This window comes from Pseudomonas sp. ADAK21, from assembly GCF_012935735.1.
GTDB classification, from domain to species: domain Bacteria; phylum Pseudomonadota; class Gammaproteobacteria; order Pseudomonadales; family Pseudomonadaceae; genus Aquipseudomonas; species Aquipseudomonas proteolytica.
Genome location: NZ_CP052857.1, coordinates 4,972,014 through 4,993,543 on the forward strand (window position 1 = coordinate 4,972,014; position 21,530 = coordinate 4,993,543).

General features: G+C 62.0%; 12 protein-coding genes and 1 riboswitch. Of the genes, 4 read left to right on the top strand and 8 right to left on the bottom strand.

The window, feature by feature from the left end; genetic code table 11:
* Positions 1-26: 26 nt before the first annotated feature.
* Positions 27-521 carry a DUF934 domain-containing protein gene (locus HKK57_RS22540; RefSeq protein ID WP_029291397.1) on the bottom strand — a complete coding sequence of 165 codons (495 nt, stop codon included), beginning with the start codon at positions 519-521 and terminating at the stop codon, positions 27-29.
* Positions 505-2,163, bottom strand: a complete 1,659-nt coding sequence (locus tag HKK57_RS22545; RefSeq protein WP_029291399.1) for a nitrite/sulfite reductase — start codon at positions 2,161-2,163, stop codon at positions 505-507. Before HKK57_RS22545 ends, HKK57_RS22540 begins: the two co-directional genes overlap by 17 nt.
* Positions 2,164-2,615: 452 nt before the next feature.
* On the opposite strand from HKK57_RS22545, the gene HKK57_RS22550 reads away from it, so the two are divergent.
* Positions 2,616-3,695, top strand: coding sequence for an ABC transporter substrate-binding protein (locus tag HKK57_RS22550; RefSeq protein WP_092236967.1), 1,080 nt, complete (start codon positions 2,616-2,618; stop codon positions 3,693-3,695).
* A 4-nt stretch (positions 3,696-3,699) separates the two neighbouring features.
* Here the strand turns inward: HKK57_RS22550 and HKK57_RS22555 are convergent, their stop codons facing one another.
* Positions 3,700-3,915 carry a DUF2970 domain-containing protein gene (locus tag HKK57_RS22555; protein WP_029291403.1) on the bottom strand — a complete coding sequence of 72 codons (216 nt, stop codon included), beginning with the start codon at positions 3,913-3,915 and terminating at the stop codon, positions 3,700-3,702.
* Positions 3,916-4,047: 132 nt separating this feature from the next.
* On the opposite strand from HKK57_RS22555, the gene HKK57_RS22560 reads away from it, so the two are divergent.
* Complete coding sequence (locus tag HKK57_RS22560) at positions 4,048-11,157, top strand: NEL-type E3 ubiquitin ligase domain-containing protein (protein ID WP_169390801.1); 7,110 nt, start codon at positions 4,048-4,050, stop codon at positions 11,155-11,157.
* Positions 11,158-12,037: 880 nt separating this feature from the next.
* Here the strand turns inward: HKK57_RS22560 and metH are convergent.
* Positions 12,038-15,748: a methionine synthase gene (gene metH / locus HKK57_RS22565; protein ID WP_169390802.1), complete on the bottom strand. Its 3,711-nt coding sequence runs from the start codon at positions 15,746-15,748 to the stop codon at positions 12,038-12,040.
* Between the two features lie 165 nt (positions 15,749-15,913).
* On the opposite strand from metH, the gene HKK57_RS22570 reads away from it, so the two are divergent.
* Together HKK57_RS22570 and nfuA are read left to right on the top strand one after the other, a co-directional pair.
* Positions 15,914-18,205 (top strand): fatty acid cis/trans isomerase, encoded by a 2,292-nt coding sequence (locus HKK57_RS22570; RefSeq protein WP_169390803.1) that lies wholly within the window; start codon positions 15,914-15,916, stop codon positions 18,203-18,205.
* Positions 18,206-18,291: 86 nt separating this feature from the next.
* Positions 18,292-18,876, top strand: coding sequence for a Fe-S biogenesis protein NfuA (gene nfuA, locus HKK57_RS22575; RefSeq protein ID WP_003190728.1), 585 nt, complete (start codon positions 18,292-18,294; stop codon positions 18,874-18,876).
* Between the two features lie 204 nt (positions 18,877-19,080).
* Here nfuA and cobM read toward each other — a convergent pair whose 3' ends face one another.
* From cobM to HKK57_RS22595, 4 genes are all read right to left on the bottom strand, one after another.
* Positions 19,081-19,827, bottom strand: a complete 747-nt coding sequence (gene cobM, locus HKK57_RS22580; protein ID WP_169390804.1) for a precorrin-4 C(11)-methyltransferase — start codon at positions 19,825-19,827, stop codon at positions 19,081-19,083.
* Between the two features lie 69 nt (positions 19,828-19,896).
* Positions 19,897-20,289: a cobalamin biosynthesis protein gene (locus HKK57_RS22585; protein ID WP_029291422.1), complete on the bottom strand. Its 393-nt coding sequence runs from the start codon at positions 20,287-20,289 to the stop codon at positions 19,897-19,899.
* Positions 20,286-20,987, bottom strand: a complete 702-nt coding sequence (locus tag HKK57_RS22590) for a CbtA family protein (protein ID WP_104912446.1) — start codon at positions 20,985-20,987, stop codon at positions 20,286-20,288. The genes HKK57_RS22585 and HKK57_RS22590 overlap by 4 nt, the downstream gene beginning before the upstream one ends.
* Before the next feature lie 11 nt (positions 20,988-20,998).
* Positions 20,999-21,187 carry a CbtB domain-containing protein gene (locus HKK57_RS22595; protein WP_027606475.1) on the bottom strand — a complete coding sequence of 63 codons (189 nt, stop codon included), beginning with the start codon at positions 21,185-21,187 and terminating at the stop codon, positions 20,999-21,001.
* A gap of 96 nt (positions 21,188-21,283) precedes the next feature.
* Positions 21,284-21,486, bottom strand: a riboswitch (cobalamin riboswitch).
* Positions 21,487-21,530 lie beyond the last annotated feature (44 nt).

Genomic DNA, 21,530 nt, shown 5'->3' on the forward strand with positions numbered 1-21,530 from the left:
TCGGTTTTTTTGTTTCCCGTCAGGGCTTAGCGACGACGGAACAGCGGCAGCGGTTCGTCGGTTGCGGCCTGGTACGTCACCGAGAAGTCCTTGAGGCTTTCCAGCGCTTCGTACGGGTCTTTGTCGGCGCGCAAGGCGTAGGCATCGAAACCGCAGCGGTGCAGGTAGAACAGCTGATCGCGCAGCACATCGCCAATCGCCCGCAGTTCGCCTTTATAACCATAGCGGTCACGCAGCAGGCGCGCGTTGGAGTAGTTACGCCCGTCGGTGAAGGCCGGGAAGTTCAGCGCGATGACCTGGAAGTGCTGCACGTCATCACCGATTTCTTCGGCTTCTTCATCGGCGTCCAGCCACACACCCAGGCCGCCATCGCGGGCCTTGAGGGCGTGGCCATGCTCACGCCACAGGGCCAACGGTACGATCAGGTCGTCGCAGTTGGAGATGCCATCGAACGTCGCGTCCTTGGGCAGCAGGTGCCAGGTTTCGTCGACGACTTCGTTGTTCTTAATGATTCGCTGCATAGACGCGCTCCTTGAACAGGTCAATGCCGATGCGCTGGTAGGTGTCGATGAAGCGCTCATCTTCGGTGCGCTGTTCGACGTAGACGTCGATCAGCTTGCCGATCACCTCGGGCATGGCTTCCTGGGCGAAGGATGGGCCGAGGATCTTGCCCAGGCTCGCATCACGGCTGGCGCTGCCACCCAGGGACACTTGGTAGAATTCTTCGCCTTTCTTGTCCACCCCCAGGATGCCGATATGGCCAACGTGGTGGTGACCACAGGCGTTCATGCAGCCAGAGATGTTCAAGTCCAGCTCGCCGATGTCGAACAGGTAGTCCAGGTCGTCGAAACGGCGCTGGATCGACTCGGCAATGGGAATTGACTTGGCGTTGGCCAGGGAGCAGAAGTCGCCGCCCGGGCAGCAGATGATATCGGTCAACAGGCCGATGTTCGGCGTAGCGAAACCGCCTTCGCGCAGTTCGCCCCACAGGGTGAACAGTTGGCTCTGCTCAACGTCCGCAAGGATGATGTTCTGCTCGTGGGAGGTGCGCAGTTGGCCAAAGCTGTAGCGGTCGGCCAGGTCGGCGACGGCGTCCAGTTGCTTGTCGGTGATATCGCCAGGCGCCACGCCGGTGGGCTTGAGTGACAAGGTCACCGCCACATAGCCCGGCTGCTTGTGCGCCAGGGTGTTGCGGGTCCGCCAGCGGGCAAAGCCGGGGTGCTGCTGGTCGAGTGCGGTCAACTCGGCGTCCTGGTTGCCCAGGGCCTTGTAGTCCGGGTCGACGAAGTGCTTGGCCACGCGATGCACTTCGGCTTCGGTCAGGGTGGTCTGGCCGCCGCGCAGGTGTTCCATCTCGGCGTCGACCTTCTGGGCAAATACCTCTGGAGTGAGGGCCTTGACCAGGATCTTGATGCGCGCCTTGTACTTGTTGTCACGACGGCCATAGCGGTTGTACACACGCAGGATGGCGTCGAGGTAGCTCAACAGGTCTTGCCAGGGCAGGAATTCATTGATGAACGCGCCAACTACCGGGGTCCGACCGAGGCCGCCACCCACCAGGACGCGGAAGCCCAGTTCGCCGGCGGCGTTGTACACCGGCTCCAGGCCGATATCGTGGACTTCGATCGCGGCGCGGTCGGAAGTCGAGCCGTTGATGGCGATCTTGAACTTGCGCGGCAGATAGGCAAATTCTGGGTGGAACGTAGTCCACTGACGAACAATCTCGCACCACGGACGCGGGTCGATCACTTCGTCGGCGGCAACACCGGCGAACTGGTCGGTGGTCACGTTGCGCAAGCAGTTACCGCTGGTCTGAATGGCGTGCATCTGCACGGTGGCCAATTCAGCCAGGATGTCTGGCACGTCTTCCAGGGCCGGCCAGTTGAACTGTACGTTCTGGCGGGTACTGATGTGGGCGTAGCCCTTGTCGAAGTCGCGGGCAATCTTGGCCATCATGCGCGTCTGGCGCGAGGTCAACTGGCCGTAAGGCACGGCCACCCGCAGCATCGGCGCAAAGCGCTGAACATAAAGGCCATTTTGCAGGCGCAGAGGGCGGAACTCTTCTTCGCTCAGTTCACCTGCCAGATAGCGTCGGGTCTGATCACGGAACTGCTTGACGCGGTCCTCGATGATGCGCTGATCGTATTCGTCGTATACGTACATATAGGTCCTGTTCTCGGCAAATCTGCGCGCACGGCCGCGCACTCCCAACGGAGCCGGCGCACGATACCAGCTTGCGTTTATGCGCAAAAGTGATGTTTTAGTATATGCAAAGAACCAAATCGACTAATGAGAACGTTTATCGCGATACCCCCATTTGTCATAAGGGCAATCATCGACTTTACTGTGGTCGAGTCTTAGTGCAATCACCTATAAAACCGACAAGAGGCGATGCGATGAGCAATCCAATCAAAGCCCGTAAAACCGACAGTACCGTGGACGCCTGGGCGATTCTGTTCCTGATTATCCTGGTGGTTTCAACCGCCGTGTTCTGGGTCAGCCATCAATAACCGGCGCTGATCCCTGCGAAGCTGTCCGATCTGCCGGTAAATAGCCAAGATCAAAAGGCTCGTTGCCATTATCATGATCGGTCAATTTCCGGGGTTCGGGCTGTAATGTTGAAGGTTCTCTGCGGGTGCGTGTGGTGGGTGGGAATGACGTTCGGGGCGATGGCCCATGCCACGTCAGTGGTGTTTCTCAACCCTGGAATGTCCACTGAAGCCTTCTGGGTCAGTTACGCGCAATTCATGCAGGCTGCGGCCAAGGACCTCGGCCTGGATTTGCGTGTGCGCTATTCGGAGCGTGATCCGCAAAATACCCTGCAGCAGGCCCGCGAAGCATTGCAGGGGCCGCAGCGCCCGGATTACCTGGTGCTGGTCAACGAGCAATACATTGCCCCGCAGATCCTGCGCATGGCCCAGGGCAGCACGGTCAAGTTATTGATCGTCAACAACGCGCTGACGCCGGACCAGGCGCAATTGCTGGACGCGGGCAAATACCCCAACCTGCTGGGCAGCATGGTCGCCAATGACGAGGAGGGCGGCTACCTGATGTTCACGGAGTTATTGCGCCAATACGGTCCGGTCCCGGCGGGCACGACCCTCGACGTGCTGGCGTTTTCCGGCGCCAAGAACACCCCCACCGCGCAACTGCGTGAACAGGGCCTGCAGCGTGCCCTGCGCGAACATCCCCAAGTGCATCTGCGCCAACTGGTCTACGGCGAGTGGAAGCGGGAGCGCGCGTTTGAACAGGCCATCCAAATGTTCAAGCGCTACCCGCGCACCGCGCTCGTCTGGTCGGCCAATGATGAAATGGCCCTGGGCGCAATGCAGGCGCTCAAGGCCAGTGGGCGCACGCCCGGCAAGGACGTATTGTTCAGCGCGGTCAACAGCTCGCCCGACGTCCTGCGAGCGCGTCTCGACGGGCAGCTCAGCGCCCTGGTCGCTGGGCATTTCACGGTCGGTGGCTGGGCGATGGTGCTGCTGCATGATGATGCACGGGGCGTGGATATCCAGCGCCATGGCGGGCGCGAGCGCCAGGTGAAGCTGTTTCAGGTGATCGCCGAGCCACAGGCCCAACGCTTGCTCGACAGGGCGGGCCGCGAGGGCGAGGGCGTGGACTTTCGCGCGCTGTCGGCCCAGGGCAAGCCTGCGGCCTATCAGTATCCCTTCAGCATGCAGAGCGTGCTGCACTGAACCCCTAGACCCCGGCCAGATGCACCACCAGCTTGACGATGGCAAACAGGGTCAGGGCAAACAGCACGGTAAACACAATCCCCAGCACCACAAAATGACTGGGCTTGCCGTGGGTAAAGTCCCGGGCGCGGTTTTTCCCGCTCTGTACGCCGAACGCGGCGGCCATCACGCTATGCAGCATCTGCCAGAAGGTCGGCGGTTTGTTGTCGGGGGCATCCATAAGTCCTCCTGCTGGGGTGGGTACGTGGGCGACTCCACAGAGAATAGCCAACCCCCCGGGAATGTGCAGACGTAGTTACCGCCGCGCTTTCCAGTGAGCGTGGTGTGCTGTGGCTTTTCCTGGAGCCGCACCATGACCGACTCTCCTGTATTGCCCCCAACCCCCAGCATCCACGGGCGGTTGTTGAAGACACGTACGCCGCAATGGCTGATCGACGCCACCTCCCCACGCCGCGAGGCACTCAAGCGCAGCGATGCGCCTGTGCCGCCCGCCTACCGGCGCGCGCCCCCCGAGCAACGCCAGCGAGTGCGCGACTGCATTGTCGCCAGTTTCACCGCGCAGAATGCTCTGGACAAGACGATGTCAGCCCTGCAGGACATAGAGACCTTTGCCCGGCCGCTGCTGGTCAACGCCCTCAAAGACCAGTTCGGCGTGACGCTGGCCCCGCGGATCGAAACCTGGCTGAGCCTGCGCAAATCACTGCAAGTGACTCACTTCAACGTGGACACGCTGGCCTATGACTTTCTGAAACTGGAACTGCTGCAAGCGGCGCTGCATAACTTTGAGGAAGCCGAGTGCGAGCAGGGCGCGTTTCACCCGTCATCGGGTTTCAAGTGGCAAGTACCGACGCGCGGTGTATCACCCCAACATTCCTTGTTGCCGTTGCGCATGCGAGGCCTTGAAGTCCATCAGTTCATGACCATGTGCCGGACCCTGGACCTCGGTGGCAAGTACCGCAGTTACATCAGTAAATTCTTCAACCCCAGCGATGCCGCAGTCGAGACAACCCTGCGCCAACAGTTCATTGCCAGTCAAAAGACGGCGATGAGGGCGGCCGCCGAACTGGCCCTGGTGGGCGAGGACATAACCCAGGACGACTACAACATGCTGCTGTCGGTGATCGATGGCGAGCGTTCGCCGCGCAGTGGCGGCCAACCGGTATGGATCTGCGACCTGGGCCTGATGAAGCTGCGCATGACTGGGTGCGTGTTGTTTCTGGCTTTCGATCACGCCCGCGCCCATTTCCCTATCTTGTACATCCCCCACGACCCCTATACCCCGCTAAAGCGCTACGCCTCCCTCACGCAGATGCTGGAAACCCTCACACAGCGCCTGATCACGCCGGGCTCGGCGTCAACCCGCGTGACCCGCCCGACGGATTACCAACGGTTCTTCAGTCAGTTCGTTGACGACGCCGATCGCCCTCACTATTTCAGCGAGTTCACCGAGGATGCTGCCGATGCCACCTTGCTGGAAAAAATCGGTTCTAACTTTGCTGGCCTTGGGCAGACATACGAACTGATCAGCAAACTGACGCGATTCACCGTGAACAATCTGCCGGCCATGCCGGTAGCGCCGCAGGTCCCGAACCCGCAGCCTCATCTGGCACCTATAGCGCTGGCGTTAAAAGGCCAGGTGTACGGCAGCGACAAGGTCGACCTGTGGAACTACTTGTATGAACAGCACCGGCAAAAATGTATCGCTGATGCAGCCAGTCGTGCGGTGCCCACGGCCGATGTCGATGCCAGAGTGCGCAAACGTAAACTGGCGATGCTGCTGAATGTGGGGCTGTTCGGGCTCAGCGCGGTTGCGGGGTTCGTGCCGGTGCTGGGGGAAATCATGATGGCGGTGATGGTCGAGCAACTGTTGAGCGAGGTGATCGAGGCCGCGCAGGAATGGAGTGAGGGCGATCGCAAGGCTGCCAAGGCGCATATCATCGATCTGGCGCAAAACCTGGCTTTGATCGGGCTGACGGCAGCGGGTGGCGCCGCCTTGAGTCGGCTCAAGCCCGAGCCGGTAATCGAGGGCCTGGTGCCGGTGCAGTTGCCCAACGCCAAGGTACGCCTGTGGAAACCTGACCTGGCCCCCTACAAGCAGGCCGACAGCGTTGTTGCCGGGAACACGCCCAATGCCTTGGGGCAATACACGGTCGGCAACCGGCATTACGTGCGTATCGATAACGGCGTCTACGAGAAGGCCTTTGACCCGCAGCTGAAAAAATGGCGCATCCAACATCCCCATGACCCCATGGCCTATCAGCCGGTCCTCGAACACAACGGGCTGGGCGCCTGGCGCCATCGTCATGAGTCGCCCCTGGCGTGGGACCGCCTGACCTTGCTGCGGCGCCTGGGGCACATCACTGATAGCTTCGCGGATGAGACCTTGAGGGTTATTGGCGAGGTCAGCGGCGTTGATGACGACGTGTTGCGCAAGGTACACATGGATGGTTTGCCAGTACCTGCGGCGCTGGCCGATACCCTGGAGCAGTTCCAGGTCGATCAGGAGGTCGAAGCGCTGATTGGCCGGCTGCGCCGTGGCGACGGGTTGGATAGCCGCGATACCTACGCCGTGCCCCTTGCGCTTGAAATGCGCGGCTGGCCACGGGGGCGGGTGCTGGAGGTGTTTGAACAGACCGCCACAGATCTTCCCGGCGTTGAAGAGCGGCAGGCTTTGTCAGGCTTGGGGGAAGCACAGGCGCGTCATCTGCTCGGCACGCCTGATCGTCAAAGCCTACAGGGCGTGCCCCTGAGTGATGAGTGGGGCAGCCCCGCCGGCACGGCACCGCAGCCCGCTGGCCGCTCTGTGCGTTATGGCAGTTCGGCGTCGGCCGACGACCTTCGGCCCACCCTGAAAATCACCCGTGCCGACCTGCTGCAAGGCAGGCTCGCCCAAGCGGTACTGGCGGGCCTGGACGAGCAGGAAACGGCCGCTCTGTTAGGCACTGCGTCAAATACAGGCGAGCTGACCAGGGCGCAGCGCTTCAATGAGCGCCTCGCCGAGCATGCCCTGCACAGGCAACAGGCGCTGTTTGACGCCCTGCTGCGCGCCAAGGGGCCGCCCCCCGCCGATACAGGGTTACTGGCGCGCCGGTTTCCCTCGCTGTCCCACCGCGCCCGCAGTGAGGTGCTGAACCATGCCAGCCCGCAGGAACTGACCAACCTGCACCACCACGCCCGGGTCAGTGCCCGTCTTGATCACCTGGCCCGTACCGCGGTGCAACAAGGCCGGGTGAGCCGTGCGATCAGTGGGCTGCATCGCGAACGGCTTGCCAGCCCTGACAGCGACCGCTTGGCCTTGCATGGCCTGGAGCGCCTGCCGGGTTGGCCCCAGGGCCTGCGTCTTGAGCTGCGCCTGGACAGTCATCGCGGGCCCCTGGTGGACAGCATCGGGGATGCCGACGCCGCCGTGCGCCGCTACCTGGTCAAGCACGGCGATCACTTCCAGGCCTTTGATGCCGCAGGCAACGCGCTCAATAGCGCCGATGCCCCAGGGCGTAACTTGTTCCCGTCGATCCTTGCTGCGCTGCCCGATGACACCCGCCAGGCGTTGGCGCTGACGGGGCAGGGCACGGACTTGCAGACGCTGTTGGCGACTTACGCCAGGGCGCATCGGCAGATCGTCGCCGAGCAGCTTCTGAAGCTGCGCGTCCCCAGGTCCCGGCCTTCGCTACGCCTGCAGCGCGGGCGCCTGGGCTATGCGTTGTCCGGTCGCGGCCCGCTGCTGGGCATGGATGAGTATTTGATTGTCCTGGCTCGGGGTGTCTATCCGAACTTGGCGGACGATGAGGTCCTGGGGTTCATCGAGGCCCGCCGACGCGACGGCGAAAGCGAGCGGAAAATCGCCCTGTTGTTTGCCAACCGACAGCGCGAATTGACGACCTTGCGCGCGACGCTGGAGCAATGGGCAGGGGATGATGCGGCGCGCCTGCCCGCCGTGAACGATGTCATTGACTGTTGGCGCCAGGGCCTGGATCGGGAACGCGCTCCCCACGCCACATTGAATCTGCGCGCGGATCAGGTGCTGCCTGAGTGGGAGGCGGACTTTTCCCATGTGCAGACCCTGAACCTGTCGGGGGCGCGCTTGCTGGCCGAAGAGCCAACACAGCTACTGCGACCGTTTCCCCGTGTGCAGCAATTGGAGTTGTACGTGAGCCCCGAGCAACTCGAGGCCGCGACCCAGCGACTGGCGGACGTTTCAGGCCTCACGGCCGTGTCGATCACCGGCCCGGAACTGACCTACACCCCGCAAGCGCTACAGCCCCTTGAGCGCATGACCGGCCTCCAGCAACTGTCCCTGGTCGGTAGCTTGCCGGCCCTGGACCTCAGTGGCCTGACCTCATTACGCCGCTTGAGCGTATCCGGCACGCTGTCTGCCTGGCCTCAAGGGCTATTGGCACTTGAGCACTTGGAGTTTGTGGATTTCACAGGCACGCCGCTGCGTAACGTGCCGCCCGAAATGTTTGCCGGGCACCATCGCCTGTGGCGGGGCTTGCACATGAATTGGTCGGAATACCAACCCCAGGATTTCATGAGGGTGTATGAGCACCTGCACGACAACCCGGCCCACCTGGTGGATGAACAGCGCCTGGTGCAAACCTATTGCGAGGGGGCCTTGTCCGGCTTGAAAGATGGCGACCAGGGCTTTGCCGATAAAGTCCTCGCCGGGTTCAGGGCACAGGGCCTGAGCGCGCGTCAACGCTTGGATCGGGTCAATACCTTGCGCAAGGAATACCGCGAGTTGTTCGAGGTGCTGGAGCAATGGTCGGATCACGAGTCCAGTGTCGGTAGAGTGGAGGTCGAGCGTCAGGTGGCGACTGAAAAAATCCTCGATTGCTGGCGCCACGGGCTGCAGCCGCGCTTGGTGACCGACGGCGAGTTGCCTGCCATGGGCGCGCACCTGGATCTGTCCGGCGCCAGACTGGTCGATTTGCCACGGTTGCCTGCCCCTGGGTTCAGCCATGTGCGCAGCCTGGACCTGAGTGATATAGGCGTCTCATTGGAAGGCATCAATGGCTGGATCGGCCAATTCGCCCAGCTCGAGACATTGAGCCTGGCCCGAAACAACCTGATCGAACTGCCGTCAGTGCTCGTGCAATGCCCATCCCTGCGCCATTTGGACCTTTCCCATAACTGGCTGGTCGTCAGCCCGACGATACAGGCGCAGGTCAGCCAACTGACGGGGCTGGTGTCGCTGCGCCTATCGTATAACCCGATCCGCAGCCTGGATGTCAGTGCCCTGCATGACCTGCACACTCTGGACCTGAGCCACAGTGCGCTCGACGAGTGGCCGCAAGGGGTGCTGGAACTGCCGTCGTTACAACGTCTGGATCTGAGTTACAGCGCCGTGACCGGTATCCCCGAGGCGGCTTTGAGCGGGCATGACCCCTTGTTGCTCAACACCCACCTGCGGGGTTGCCGCCTCGACATGGCGACGCGCGCCGAGGCGCGGCTTTTTGCGCGCCGGTACCCAGCAACCCGGCTGGAAAACCCCCTGGGTATCCCCCGCGACCTTCTTGCCCAGGGGCTGACGGGGGGCAAGCCCGAATATTTTCCCGAAGATGCCTTGCGCCGTCCTGAGCTGCTGGTGGCGCTGCCCACGGCGTCCGCTGCCGACGCGGTGCGGTTAGCGCCAAGCGCCCGCTTGCAACGGCTGGCCCCAGCCCTGGACGACCTGCAGGCGGCGGCTCGCATAGACGAGCTGCACAGCCAGGGCCTGGATGCGCAGCAGGTCCACGCCCGCCTGGATGAATGGGAAGCGCAATACGCGCATTGGGTGTCGCTGCTCAACGACTGGATGGATGTTCACGGCTATTTGGACGGCAGTTGGGTCAGTGCCCTGGATCGCCGCCGGGCGGCGGATCGCCTGTTGGAGAGTTGGCGGCACACCCTGCGCGCCACACCGCCCGCACCTGGGCTGGACGGCTTGCAATTGCTGGACTTTTCCCAGCTCTCGTTGGGGGATCTGCCCAGGTTGCCTGACTATTTTGCGCATGTCAGCGAACTGAACCTGAGCCGAATCCGGCTTACCGCCCAGGGCTCCAATGGGTTTCTGCGGGCCTTTACCCATGTGCGTAAATTGACCCTGAGCCACAACGGCTTGCGCGCCATACCCGATGCCATCGCTGAGTTTCGGGGGCTGCGACACCTGGATATGGCCAGCAATGAACTGCAGGCCACGGCACCACTGTCGGCCCTGGGCGAACTGGAATGGCTGGACTTGAGCGAGAACCTGTTGACCGAGGTGGAGCTGGGCGGCCTGGCCCGGCTGGAAACGCTGTGTCTGCAGTACAACCTGCTAGAAGATTGGCCCATGGCGGTCCTGGAACTGCCACGCCTACGCACCCTGGACTTGCAAGACAACTGGATCGAGACCCTGTCGGAGGCGGCACTCGAACCCCAGCATCGGCAACTGCTGGCGGGGACCAATCTGGCGCGCAACCGCCTTGAGCAACCTGCCTGTGAGCGCCTGCAGGTCTATCTGGCCCAGACGGGCAGCGGCCTGGGCTTTTCCACCGAGCAACTCGACGCCATGATCCGCAGCTATCAGGAACGCGACGAACTGGCCGCTTTCGACTCCCCGGATTACTCCCTCAATCATCCCGACATCGAAACACCTCAGGAGCAGAAAGCCCGCTGGTTTGGCGGTGTCGCGCCGTATTCGTCAAAGCACCGGCTGTGGCATCAACTGTTCGCCCAGGAAGGCAGTGGTGACTTTTTCTTCACGCTCTCGCAATTGCGCAATACCGAGGACTTTCTTGAGACGCCAGCGGACCTGACGCAACGGGTGTGGGCGCTGCTGGAGGCGATGGATAAAAAGCCGTCCTTGCGCCGCGATCTGTTTGCCCGGGCCACGGCGCTGATGCCCGAAGTGACCTGTGGGGATGGCCGCATCCTGATGTTCAATGAGCTTGAGACCCGAGCCTTCGAGTTCGATGCGCTGGCCCTCGCCGAAAAGGGCCAGGACGGTGCCACGCTGTTGAAATTTGCCCGCAGCATGCTGCGCCTGGAGGCTGTGGAAGAGATTGCCCAGGCCACTATCGAAAGCCGCGAGGACATTGACCCAGCAGAGATTCGCCTGGCCTTGCGCATCGGTCTTGCCCAGCGTCTGGAACTGCCGCGGCAACCGTTGAGCATGCTGTACAACGAGTTATCGGAAGTGACCCCGGCCGATCTGGACAGCGCCTTTGCCACGGTGCTGGAACGTGAGCGCACCTCGACGTTCGAGGAAAAGCTGGTGGGGCTGGAGTATTGGCTCAATTACCTGAAGCAGAAGTACGCCGCTGATTTTTCGGCGTTGGCCCAGGAGGTGGAGCAAAAGGCCGAAGCCTTGGAAGAGCGCTATCCCGACAATGGTTCGGACTACTTGCAAGACTATGCTGCGTTGGGAGCCTGGAGCAAAGAGCAGCGCACGGCCCTGGCGATCCGCCTGACCCGGCAGGAGCGACAGGCGCTGAACCTCTAAGCGGCCAAGGAGAACCGTGACCCGGCACTGGTTTTTTTGTGGCGAGCGGGCTTGCCCCGCGCTGGGCGGCAAAGCCGCCCCAACACCCTCACCACGTTCTACCAGATACACCGAGGGGAATGGTTTTGGGTCTGCTGCGCAGCCCAGCGGGGGACAAGCCCCCTTGCCACAGAGGTCTATGCAGCACCCTGGGCGTCGCTGCCCACCACTGGCTTTTCTTGTGGCGAGCGGGCTTGCCCCGCGCTGGGCGGCAAAGCCGCCCCAACACCCTCACCAAGTTCTACCAGATACATCGAGGGGAATGGTTTTGGGTCTGCTGCGCAGCCCAACGGGGGACAAGCCCCCTTGCCACAGAGGTCTACGCAGCACCCTGGACGTCGCTGCCAACACTGGCTTTTTTTGTGGCGAGCGGGCTTGCCCCGCGCTGGGCGGCAAAGCCGCCCCAACACCCTCACCAAGTTCTACCAGATACATCGAGGGGAATGGTTTTGGGTCTGCTGCGCAGCCCAGCGGGGGACAAGCCCCCTTGCCACAGAGGTCTACGCAGCACCCTGGGCGTCGCTGCCCACCACTGGCTTTTCTTGTGGCGAGCGGGCTTGCCCCGCGCTGGGCGGCAAAGCCGCCCCAACAGCCTCACCACGCTCTGTCAGATACACCGAGGGGAATGGTTTTGGGCCTGCTGCGCAGCCCAGCGGGGGACAAGCCCCCTTGCCACAGAGGTCTACGCAGCACCCTGGGCGTCGCTGCCCACCACTGGCTTTTCTTGTGGCGAGCGGGCTTGCCCCGCGCTGGGCGGCAAAGCCGCCCCAATAGCCTCACCAAGTCCTGCCAGATACACCGAGGGGGCTTGTCCCTCTAGCCAGAGGGACCCATGCAGCCCTTAGTTGTCGTATCCCAGGTTTGGCGCCAGCCAGCGTTCGGTCACGCTCAGGTCTTGCGCTTTGCGTGCGGTGTAGCTCGTTACCTGGTCCTTGTCGATCTTGCCCACGGCGAAGTACTGCGCCTGCGGGTGGGCGAAGTACCAGCCGCTGACCGCCGCTGCCGGGAACATCGCGTAGTGCTCGGTGAGGAACACACCGCTGCGCCCAGCGTGCATTTCGCGGGCCTCAGGGTCCAGCAACTGGAACAATTGGGCCTTCTCGGTGTGATCCGGGCACGCCGGGTAGCCTGGGGCAGGGCGGATGCCGCTGTACTGCTCTTTGATCAGAGCCTCGTTATCCAGCGCTTCGTCCTTGGCGTAACCCCAGTAGTCCTTACGCACCTGCTGGTGCAGCCACTCGGCGCAGGCCTCGGCCAGGCGGTCGGCCAGGGCCTTGACCATGATCGAGTTGTAGTCGTCGCCCGCATCCTGGTAGGCCTTGGCCACCTCTTCGGCGCCGATGCCAGCGGTGGTGATAAACCCGCCGATGTAGTCGGTCACGCCGCTGTCCTTGGGCGCCACAAAGTCGGCCAGGGAGAAGTTCGGCTTGCCGTCGGTCTTGATGATCTGCTGGCGCAGGTGGTGCAACTTGGCAATCGGCTGGCCATCGTCGCCGTACACTTCCAGGTCATCGTCCTGCACCTGGTTGGTCGGCCAGAAGCCGAACACCGCGCGGGCGCTGATGAGTTTTTCGTCGATCAGCTTCTTGAGCATCTCCTGGGCGTCGGCGTACAGCGCGGTGGCGGCTTCACCCACGACTTCATCGGTGAGGATGCGCGGGAATTTGCCGGCCAGATCCCAGGAAATAAAGAACGGCGTCCAGTCGATGTATTCGGCCAGGACCTTGAGGTCGATATTGTCCAGCACCTTGGCCCCGGTAAACGTCGGCTTGACCGGGGTGTAGGTGCCCCAGTCGAACTGGGGCTTCTTGGCGATGGCCGCCGCGTAGCTCAGGCGCTCGGTGCGGGCGCTGCGGTTCGAAGTGCGCTCACGCACGTCGATGTATTCCAGGCGGGTCTTCTCGACAAAGCCGGCCTTCAGTTCCTTGGACAGCAGCTGTGTGGCTACGCCCACCGCACGCGAGGCGTCGGTCACGTAGATCACCGCATCGTTGCTGTACTTGGGTTCGATCTTCACCGCCGTATGCGCCTTGGAGGTGGTGGCGCCGCCGATCATCAATGGTAGGTGGAAGTCCTGGCGCTGCATTTCGCGGGCCACGTGCACCATTTCATCCAGGGACGGCGTGATCAGCCCGGACAGGCCGATGATGTCGCACTTCTGCTCCTTGGCCACCTGCAGGATTTTTTCCGCCGGTACCATCACGCCCAGGTCGACGATGTCGTAGCCGTTGCACCCGAGTACCACACCGACAATGTTCTTGCCGATATCGTGCACGTCACCCTTGACCGTGGCCATGAGGATCTTGCCCTTGGCTTCCGGCTCTTCGCCCTTTTCAAGTTCAATGAACGGGATCAGGTGAGCCACGGCCTGCTTCATCACCCGGGCGGACTTGACCACCTGGGGCAGGAACATTTTGCCGGCGCCGAACAGGTCGCCGACGATGTTCATGCCGGACATCAGCGGGCCCTCGATCACCTCGATCGGGCGCGCGAAGGACAGCCGCGACTCTTCAGTGTCTTCGACGATATGGGTAGTGATGCCCTTGACCAGCGCGTGTTCCAGGCGCTTGTTGACGTCCCAGCCACGCCATTCCTCGGTCTCGGCTTCCTTGACGCTGCCATCCCCCTTGTACTTGTCGGCGATAGCGAGGAGGGCATCGGTGCCTTCCGGCGTGCGGTTGAGTACCACGTCTTCGACAGCGTCGCGCAACTCGGCGGGGATCTGGTCGTAGATCTCCAACTGGCCGGCGTTGACGATGCCCATGGTCAAGCCGTTGCGGATCGCATACAGCAGGAACACCGAGTGGATCGCCTCGCGCACCGGGTTGTTGCCACGGAACGAGAACGACACGTTGGACACGCCGCCCGAGGTCAGCGCGTAGGGCAGCTCATCGCGGATATAGGCACAGGCGTTGATAAAGTCCACGGCGTAGTTGTTGTGCTCTTCGATACCGGTGGCCACGGCGAAGATGTTCGGGTCGAAGATAATGTCTTGCGGCGGGAAGCCCACCTCATTGACCAGGATGTCGTAGGAGCGCTTGCAGATTTCTTTCTTGCGCGCCTCGGTGTCGGCCTGGCCGGCTTCGTCGAACGCCATCACCACCACCGCCGCGCCGTAGCGCTTGCACAGCTTGGCGTGATGGATGAACTGCTCGACGCCTTCCTTCATGCTGATGGAGTTGACGATGCCCTTGCCCTGGATGCATTTGAGGCCGGCCTCGATCACTTCCCACTTGGAGGAGTCGATCATGATCGGTACCCGCGAGATATCCGGTTCGCCGGCAATCAGATTGAGGAAGGTCACCATGGCCTTCTTCGAATCGAGCATGCCCTCGTCCATGTTGATATCGATCACCTGGGCGCCGGCTTCCACCTGCTGCAGGGCAACTTCCAGGGCTTCGGTGTAGTTGTCTTCGCGGATCAACCGGGCGAACTTGGCCGAGCCGGTGATGTTGGTGCGTTCGCCGACGTTGACGAACAACGACTGGCGATCGATGGTAAACGGCTCCAGGCCCGACAGGCGGCAGGCCTTGGGGATGTCCGGGATTGGGCGCGGCGCGTAGCCGGCCACGGCCTTGGCGATGGCTTCGATATGCCCCGGCGTGGTGCCGCAGCAGCCGCCGACGATATTGAGGAAGCCACTCTGGGCAAACTCTTCAATGACCTTGGCGGTTTCCGAGGGCAACTCGTCGTACTCGCCGAATTCGTTGGGCAGGCCGGCGTTGGGGTGGGCGGACACGTAGGTGTCGGCCTTGTTCGACAGCTCTTCGAGGTACGGCCGCAACTCACTGGCGCCCAGGGCGCAGTTCAAACCCACGGAAATCGGCTTGGCGTGGGCGATGGAGTTCCAGAACGCCTCGGTGGTCTGGCCCGACAGGGTGCGCCCGGAGGCGTCGGTGATGGTCCCGGAAATCATGATCGGCAGCTCGACGCCAAGCTCTTCATATACGCCTTGTACGGCGAAGATTGCAGCCTTGGCGTTGAGGGTGTCGAAGATGGTTTCGATGAGGATCATGTCCGCACCGCCTTCGATCAGGCCTTTGGTGGCCTCGGTGTAGTTCTCCACCAGTTCATCGAAGGTGACGTTGCGGTAGCCGGGGTTGTTCACGTCGGGCGACAGCGAGCAGGTACGGCTGGTCGGGCCGAGCACGCCGGCGACAAAGCGCGGTTTGTCCGGGGTCTCGAGGGTCTTGGCGTCGGCGACTTTACGCGCCAGGCGCGCGCCTTCCAGGTTCAGCTCATAGGCCAGCGCCTCCATGCCGTAGTCGGCCTGGGACACCTGGGTGGCGTTGAAGGTGTTGGTTTCGAGGATATCGGCGCCGGCATCCAGGTACGCCTTCTCGATCCCGCCGATTACGTCCGGGCGGGTCAGGATCAACAGGTCGTTATTGCCCTTGACGTCACTTGGCCAGTCGGCAAAGCGTTTGCCGCGGTAGTCCTCTTCCTCCAGCTTGTAGCTCTGGATCATCGTGCCCATGCCGCCATCGAGGATCAGGATGCGTTCCTTGAGGGCTTGCTGGAGGGCTTGCAGGCGAGTGCTACGATCGGACATGGGACTACTCTAATCAGGCATTACGGAGGGCGTGGATCATAGCAAACCTGTGCGCTTTTAGAGCATGCCCTGGTTTTGCATGAATATCGCTCATGTTGATGGGGTGCCGACACCGGTAGAATCGCGGCAATTTTTCAGCGCACGCATTGAATCGGGACCGGATACATGTCACTTCGCCTCATTACCAGCGCCGCCTTGGCGCTGGTTGCCTGTATCGCACAGGCCAACGGACCCGCCCCGGCGATTTCCTATACCCGCGACATTCAACCGATCTTCACCGAGAAATGCGTGGCTTGCCATGCCTGCTATGACTCTGCCTGCCAGCTCAACCTGGGCAGTGGCGAAGGCGCGGCACGCGGCGCAAGCAAGGCGCCGGTGTATGACGGCGAGCGCAGCCAGGCGTCGCAGCCGACCCGGTTGTTTTATGACGCCTTTGGCAAGGCCGCCTGGCAACGCCAGGGCTTTGCCTCGGTACTGGATGCCCAGGGCACCCAGGCTGCGATGATGGCGCGCATGCTGGAACTGGGCCATAACACCCCCTTGGCACCCAATGCCAAGTTGCCCGATGACATTGTGCTGGGCCTGAACCGCCAGAACATGTGCCCGCTGCCGGGGGAGTTCGACGCCTACGCAGGCGCGCATCCCAAGGAAGGCATGCCCCTGGCCGTCACTGGGCTGACCGACCAGCAATACCAGACCTTGCAGCGCTGGCTCGCGTCCGGCGCGCCGATTGATGAGCAAGGCCTGGCGCCCAATGCCCAGGAAGCCTTGCAGGTGCAGCAATGGGAAAACTTGCTGAACCAGCCCGGTGCCCGCGAAAGCCTGGTGGCGCGCTGGTTGTTCGAGCATTTGTTCCTTGCCCACATCTATTTCGAAGGCGGTGAGCCGGGGCATTACTTCCAATGGGTGCGCTCGCGTACGCCCAGCGGCCAGCCGATCGACCTGATCAACACCCGTCGCCCCAATGACGACCCGGGCACCCAGGTGTACTACCGCCTGTGGCCGGTACAAGGGGTGATCGTGCACAAGACCCACATTACCTACCCGTTCAGCGCGGCGAAGATGGCGCGGATCAAGTCGCTGTTCTACAGCGGCGACTGGCAGGCCATGGCGCTGCCGGGCTACGGCCCTGGCCGTCGGGCCAACCCGTTCGAAACCTTCGAGGCGATCCCGGCCAAGGCGCGCTATCAGTTTATGCTCGATAACGCCGAATACTTCGTGCGCACCTTTATCCGTGGGCCGGTGTGCCGGGGGCAGATTGCCACGGATGTGATCCGCGACAACTTCTGGACCCTGTTCCAGGATCCGGACCACGACCTGTACATCACCGATGCCCGTTATCGCGGCCAGGCCACGCCGTTGCTTGCCATGCCGGGGCAGAACGATGACGTGGGCAGTGTATTGAGCCTGTGGCTGGCCTACCGCGACAAACGCAATCAATACGAGGCCCTGCGCCGCGACAACTACGCTGACTTACCGGCGCCTGGCTGGCCGAGCCTGTGGGCGGGCAATGACAACGCCTTGCTGAGCATCTTCCGCCATTTCGATAGCGCCTCGGTGACCAAGGGCTTGATTGGCGAAGTGCCGCAGACGATGTGGTTGTTCGATTTCCCGTTGCTGGAGCGCACCTATTACCAGTTGGCGGTCAATTTCGACGTATTCGGCAACGTCTCGCACCAAGCCCAGACCCGCCTGTACTTCGACCTGATCCGCAATGGTGCCGAACAGAACTTCCTGCGCTTGATGCCGGCGGATTCGCGCGATGGATACCTGGATGACTGGTACCAGAACAGCGGCAAGGTCAAGCTGTGGCTGGACTATGAAGCCATCGACAACGACAAGCCAACGGGCCTGAAGCTGGATGAAAAGGACCCGAAACGCGACTTTGCCCACCAGTTGCTCGCCCGTTATGGCAATTTGAACGCCAGCCCCGACCCGATCAACCGCTGTATCAGCGCCTATTGCTCGCGTCCCGGTATCGATCCGCAACTGCGCGATGCCGAACAGACCCTTAGTCGCCTGACTTCCAGGCCGGCGGCCGGGCTCAAGGTGATCGAGCAATTGCCGGAAGCCACCTTGCTGCGCATCCAGACCCGCAGTGGCAAGCGCGAGGTCTACAGCCTGCTGCGCAACCGTGCCCACAGCAACGTGGCGTTTATGCTGGGCGAGGCCTATCGCTACCAGCCGGGCCTGGATACCCTGACGATCTACCCAGGCGTACTCAGCAGCTACCCCAACTTCATCTTCAACGTGCCGGCCGAGGATGTGCCTGAGTTCGTCGAGGACATGGAGTTGGCCAGGGATACCAAGCGTTTTGAGCGGATTGTCGAGCGCTGGGGCATCCGCCGCAGTCACCCGCAGTTCTGGGAGTACTTCCACGATCTGTCGCAGTACCTGCACGAAACCACGCCGGTGGAAGAGGGTGTGCTGGATATGAACCGCTACGAGAACCTGTAGATGTGGATTTGCCTGACAAAAATACTAGGACTTTGTGCCGCCGAGGCGATTGGCGTAAACTGCCGGCAAGCCTGTGAGGAGTTCCCATGACTGCCATAACCATTACCGACGCCGCCCACGATTACCTGGCCGATCTGCTGTCCAAGCAGAACACCCCGGGCATCGGCATCCGCGTCTTCATCACCCAGCCGGGCACCCAGTACGCAGAGACGTGCATTGCCTACTGCAAGCCGGGGGAAGAGAAGCCTGAAGATACCGCGCTGGGGCTCAAGAGCTTCACTGCGTACATCGATGCCTTCAGCGAAGCGTTCCTTGACGATGCCGTGGTCGACTACGCCACTGATCGCATGGGCGGCCAACTGACCATCAAGGCCCCCAACGCCAAGGTGCCGAACGTCAATGCCGACAGCCCGGTCAACGAGCGCATCAATTATTACCTGCAGACCGAGATCAACCCGGGCCTGGCCAGCCATGGCGGCCAGGTCAGCCTGATCGACGTGGTGGATGACGGCATCGCCGTGCTCAAGTTCGGTGGCGGCTGCCAGGGCTGTGGCCAGGCTGACGTGACCTTGCGTGAAGGTATCGAGCGTACGTTGCTCGAGCGCATCCCCGAGCTCAAGGGCGTACGTGATGTGACCGACCATACGCAGAAAGAAAACGCCTACTACTAAGGCGTTCGCTGCAAACAAAAAAACGGCGCCCGTGAGCGCCGTTTTTTATTGATTTAAATTAATGAGTTACACGAGCTATCTAACAAAGAGAATCAACTGTGGGAGCTGGCTTGCCTGCGATGACGGTGCGCCAGGCGACTTATCTATCGACTGTTTCACCGCTATCGCAGGCAAGCCAGCTCCCACACAGTGTCTTGCGTGGTGTCAGGGGCGATAGAGGTGGGCATGGCCCGCACGATACAGCGAGGATTCGCTGAAGCTATCACTGGCCAGGACCCGGCCCACCACAATCAGCGCAGTCCGTCTGAACCCCTTCGCAGCAACCTTTTCAACAATATCTGCCAAGGTGCCAATGGCCCAATCCTGATCCGGCCACGTCGCCCGATGCACCACGGCAATCGGACAGTCGGCACCATAATGGGGCAGTAACTCGGCGACGATTTTCTGCAGATGATTGACCCCCAAATGCACCGCCATGGTCGTGCCATGGCTGGCCAGGCTGGCGAAGGCTTCACCGGCCGGCATCGTGGTTTTATCGGCATAGCGAGTCAGGATCACGCTCTGGGCGATATCCGGCAGGGTCAACTCGGTCTCCAGCAGCGCGGCACAAGCGGCGACTGCGGTAACACCGGGGATGATCTGGAAGGGGATGCCCAGCTCGCGCAAATGGCGGATCTGCTCGCCAATCGCCCCATACAGGCTCGGATCACCAGAATGTACCCGCGCCACATCCTGGCCTTTTTCATGGGCGGCCTTGATCAAGCCAATGATCTGCTCCAGGTTCAGTTCGGCGCTGTTGACCACCTGTTCGGCCCGGTGCCCCTCAAGCACGGCAGCCGGCACCAGGGAGCCAGCGTAGATGATTACCGGGCAATCGCGGATCAGCCGCTGGCCTTTGACGGTAATCAGTTCCGGGTCGCCGGGGCCAGCGCCGATGAAGAAGACGGTCATGGAAAAATCCTGTGCAAAAGCGGGCGCGCATGAGTACGGCTCATGATCGAGAAGGGCAATTATCGGACTTTAGCCGGCGCAGGCCAATGCAAACGTGGCTCTGGGGGCTTTTTTGCGGGTGATCAGCAGTCGGGCAGGGGCCTTGGCAAGCTGTTCTGCCAATGCCAAAGCGGCACTTTCGGCGATGCCGTAGCACCCCGTATGGGCAAAAACCACATCCGACTTATGGCTCAATCGTCCTTCGTAGACCTGCAGTTGTTGTGCATCAAAGCACTGCAATGGCAGGTTCAACGCGTTGGCCAGGGCGACTATGCCTGGCTCATCGCACTTGTGAGCAATACTTGCCAATGCGCTGATTTGGCCGGGGTCGATACCGGCCTCGGCCAGCGCACTGTTGAACAGTTCCAGCAAGGCTTCAACCTCACAGCCACGCTGGCAACCCAGGCCAACCGTCAAAATCATGCGGCGTATTGATCGTCACGATTGCGGCGAAACAACCAGGCGCTAATCAGCCCCAACGCCAGCCAGAACGCGACGTTGGTCAACTGCGAGGCGATCTTGAATTGTGCTTCCAGTGCTTCGGGAGCCAGCATCGAGTGAACTTCCGGCTGTGGCGCGCCAACCACATGGGGCACCGCCAGGATCGCCACGCCGAGGATCTTCAACAGCCAATTGCGGCCAAACACGATCAGCGCAATGCCGGCAGCCGTGGAGGCTGCGGTACCAATCCACCAGATCTGCCGTTGCGCCAGGTCTGCCGCTGCGGTGCCGGGCAGTTCCGGTGGCAGGCCCAGGGTCGGCGCCAACACAAAGGTGGCGTAGCCGGCCAGGCCCCAGAGCAAGCCCTGGGCAGTACGAGTCGGAGCGCGCAGGGTATATAGGCCCGCGAGCATCAGCGCAAAACCGACAGCGACCACCAGGTTGCCGCCGGTGGTGGACAGCACGCGTTGCCAGCCGTCTTCCGGTTCCCAGGCCTCGGCGTCGTGACTGTGGGCTGCGGCACCTGAGGCGTGTTCATGTACCTCGGTTGCGGCCGGGGCGTTTTCGAAGGTTTCCGCCTGCAGAATCAGCGGGGCTACCCAGAAACTCTGCAGCAGCGTCAGCAGCAGGGCGGCCAGCAGGCCGCTGAAACCTGCGGTTTGCGCAATTCGCTTGATCATGGCGGCAGGTCTCAATGGCACGGGAAGGCAGCGCTGTGGCGCGTATCGTGGGCGGCGTTGTGTACGGCCTCGATATGGGAGAACCCGGCGAAATACACCAGGCACGCACCCAGGATCGACGCGCCAATGGCGGCGGTCAGGCGCTGGCTCAAGGTGGCGGAGCTGCTGGCGGTGTGTGAGGTGCTGCTGATGATCGACATGGCACGTCCCTTTCGAGTGGCAGGGTGATACGAGCGCATGAAAACCCCGCGAGCCGGGCACGCAGGGTTCTGAACAGCGCCCGCCCACCGCGGGTTTGTTATCTGATTGTTCGGGCCGGTCTCCGGGCTTGCGAGGGGCTCTGGGCCTAAAAGCATCACCTTCCCATGCCGTACAGGCACAGTGGATCTGACACTTCGCTCGCCTACCGTTGCGGGGGCAGCACCGGACTGTCATGCACGCATGGGTCACCGGTTTCCCGTTTCACCCTGTGAAGGGCACCTGAAACAAGATGTGTAGGAGAGCATGGTCAGGGGGATCTCGTCAATTGAGTGAGTGCGCGCG

What these genes read in the sequence shown, in the direction of transcription:
- metH (WP_169390802.1), bottom strand. Translation starts at nt 15,748, where the DNA reads ATGTCCGATCGTAGCACTCGCCTGCAAGCCCTCCAGCAAGCCCTCAAG.
- HKK57_RS22545 (WP_029291399.1), bottom strand. Translation starts at nt 2,163, where the DNA reads ATGTACGTATACGACGAATACGATCAGCGCATCATCGAGGACCGCGTC.
- HKK57_RS22585 (WP_029291422.1), bottom strand. Translation starts at nt 20,289, where the DNA reads ATGATTTTGACGGTTGGCCTGGGTTGCCAGCGTGGCTGTGAGGTTGAA.
- HKK57_RS22540 (WP_029291397.1), bottom strand. Translation starts at nt 521, where the DNA reads ATGCAGCGAATCATTAAGAACAACGAAGTCGTCGACGAAACCTGGCAC.
- HKK57_RS22555 (WP_029291403.1), bottom strand. Translation starts at nt 3,915, where the DNA reads ATGGATGCCCCCGACAACAAACCGCCGACCTTCTGGCAGATGCTGCAT.
- HKK57_RS22560 (WP_169390801.1), top strand. Translation starts at nt 4,048, where the DNA reads ATGACCGACTCTCCTGTATTGCCCCCAACCCCCAGCATCCACGGGCGG.
- nfuA (WP_003190728.1), top strand. Translation starts at nt 18,292, where the DNA reads ATGACTGCCATAACCATTACCGACGCCGCCCACGATTACCTGGCCGAT.
- HKK57_RS22590 (WP_104912446.1), bottom strand. Translation starts at nt 20,987, where the DNA reads ATGATCAAGCGAATTGCGCAAACCGCAGGTTTCAGCGGCCTGCTGGCC.
- HKK57_RS22570 (WP_169390803.1), top strand. Translation starts at nt 15,914, where the DNA reads ATGTCACTTCGCCTCATTACCAGCGCCGCCTTGGCGCTGGTTGCCTGT.
- HKK57_RS22595 (WP_027606475.1), bottom strand. Translation starts at nt 21,187, where the DNA reads ATGTCGATCATCAGCAGCACCTCACACACCGCCAGCAGCTCCGCCACC.
- cobM (WP_169390804.1), bottom strand. Translation starts at nt 19,827, where the DNA reads ATGACCGTCTTCTTCATCGGCGCTGGCCCCGGCGACCCGGAACTGATT.
- HKK57_RS22550 (WP_092236967.1), top strand. Translation starts at nt 2,616, where the DNA reads ATGTTGAAGGTTCTCTGCGGGTGCGTGTGGTGGGTGGGAATGACGTTC.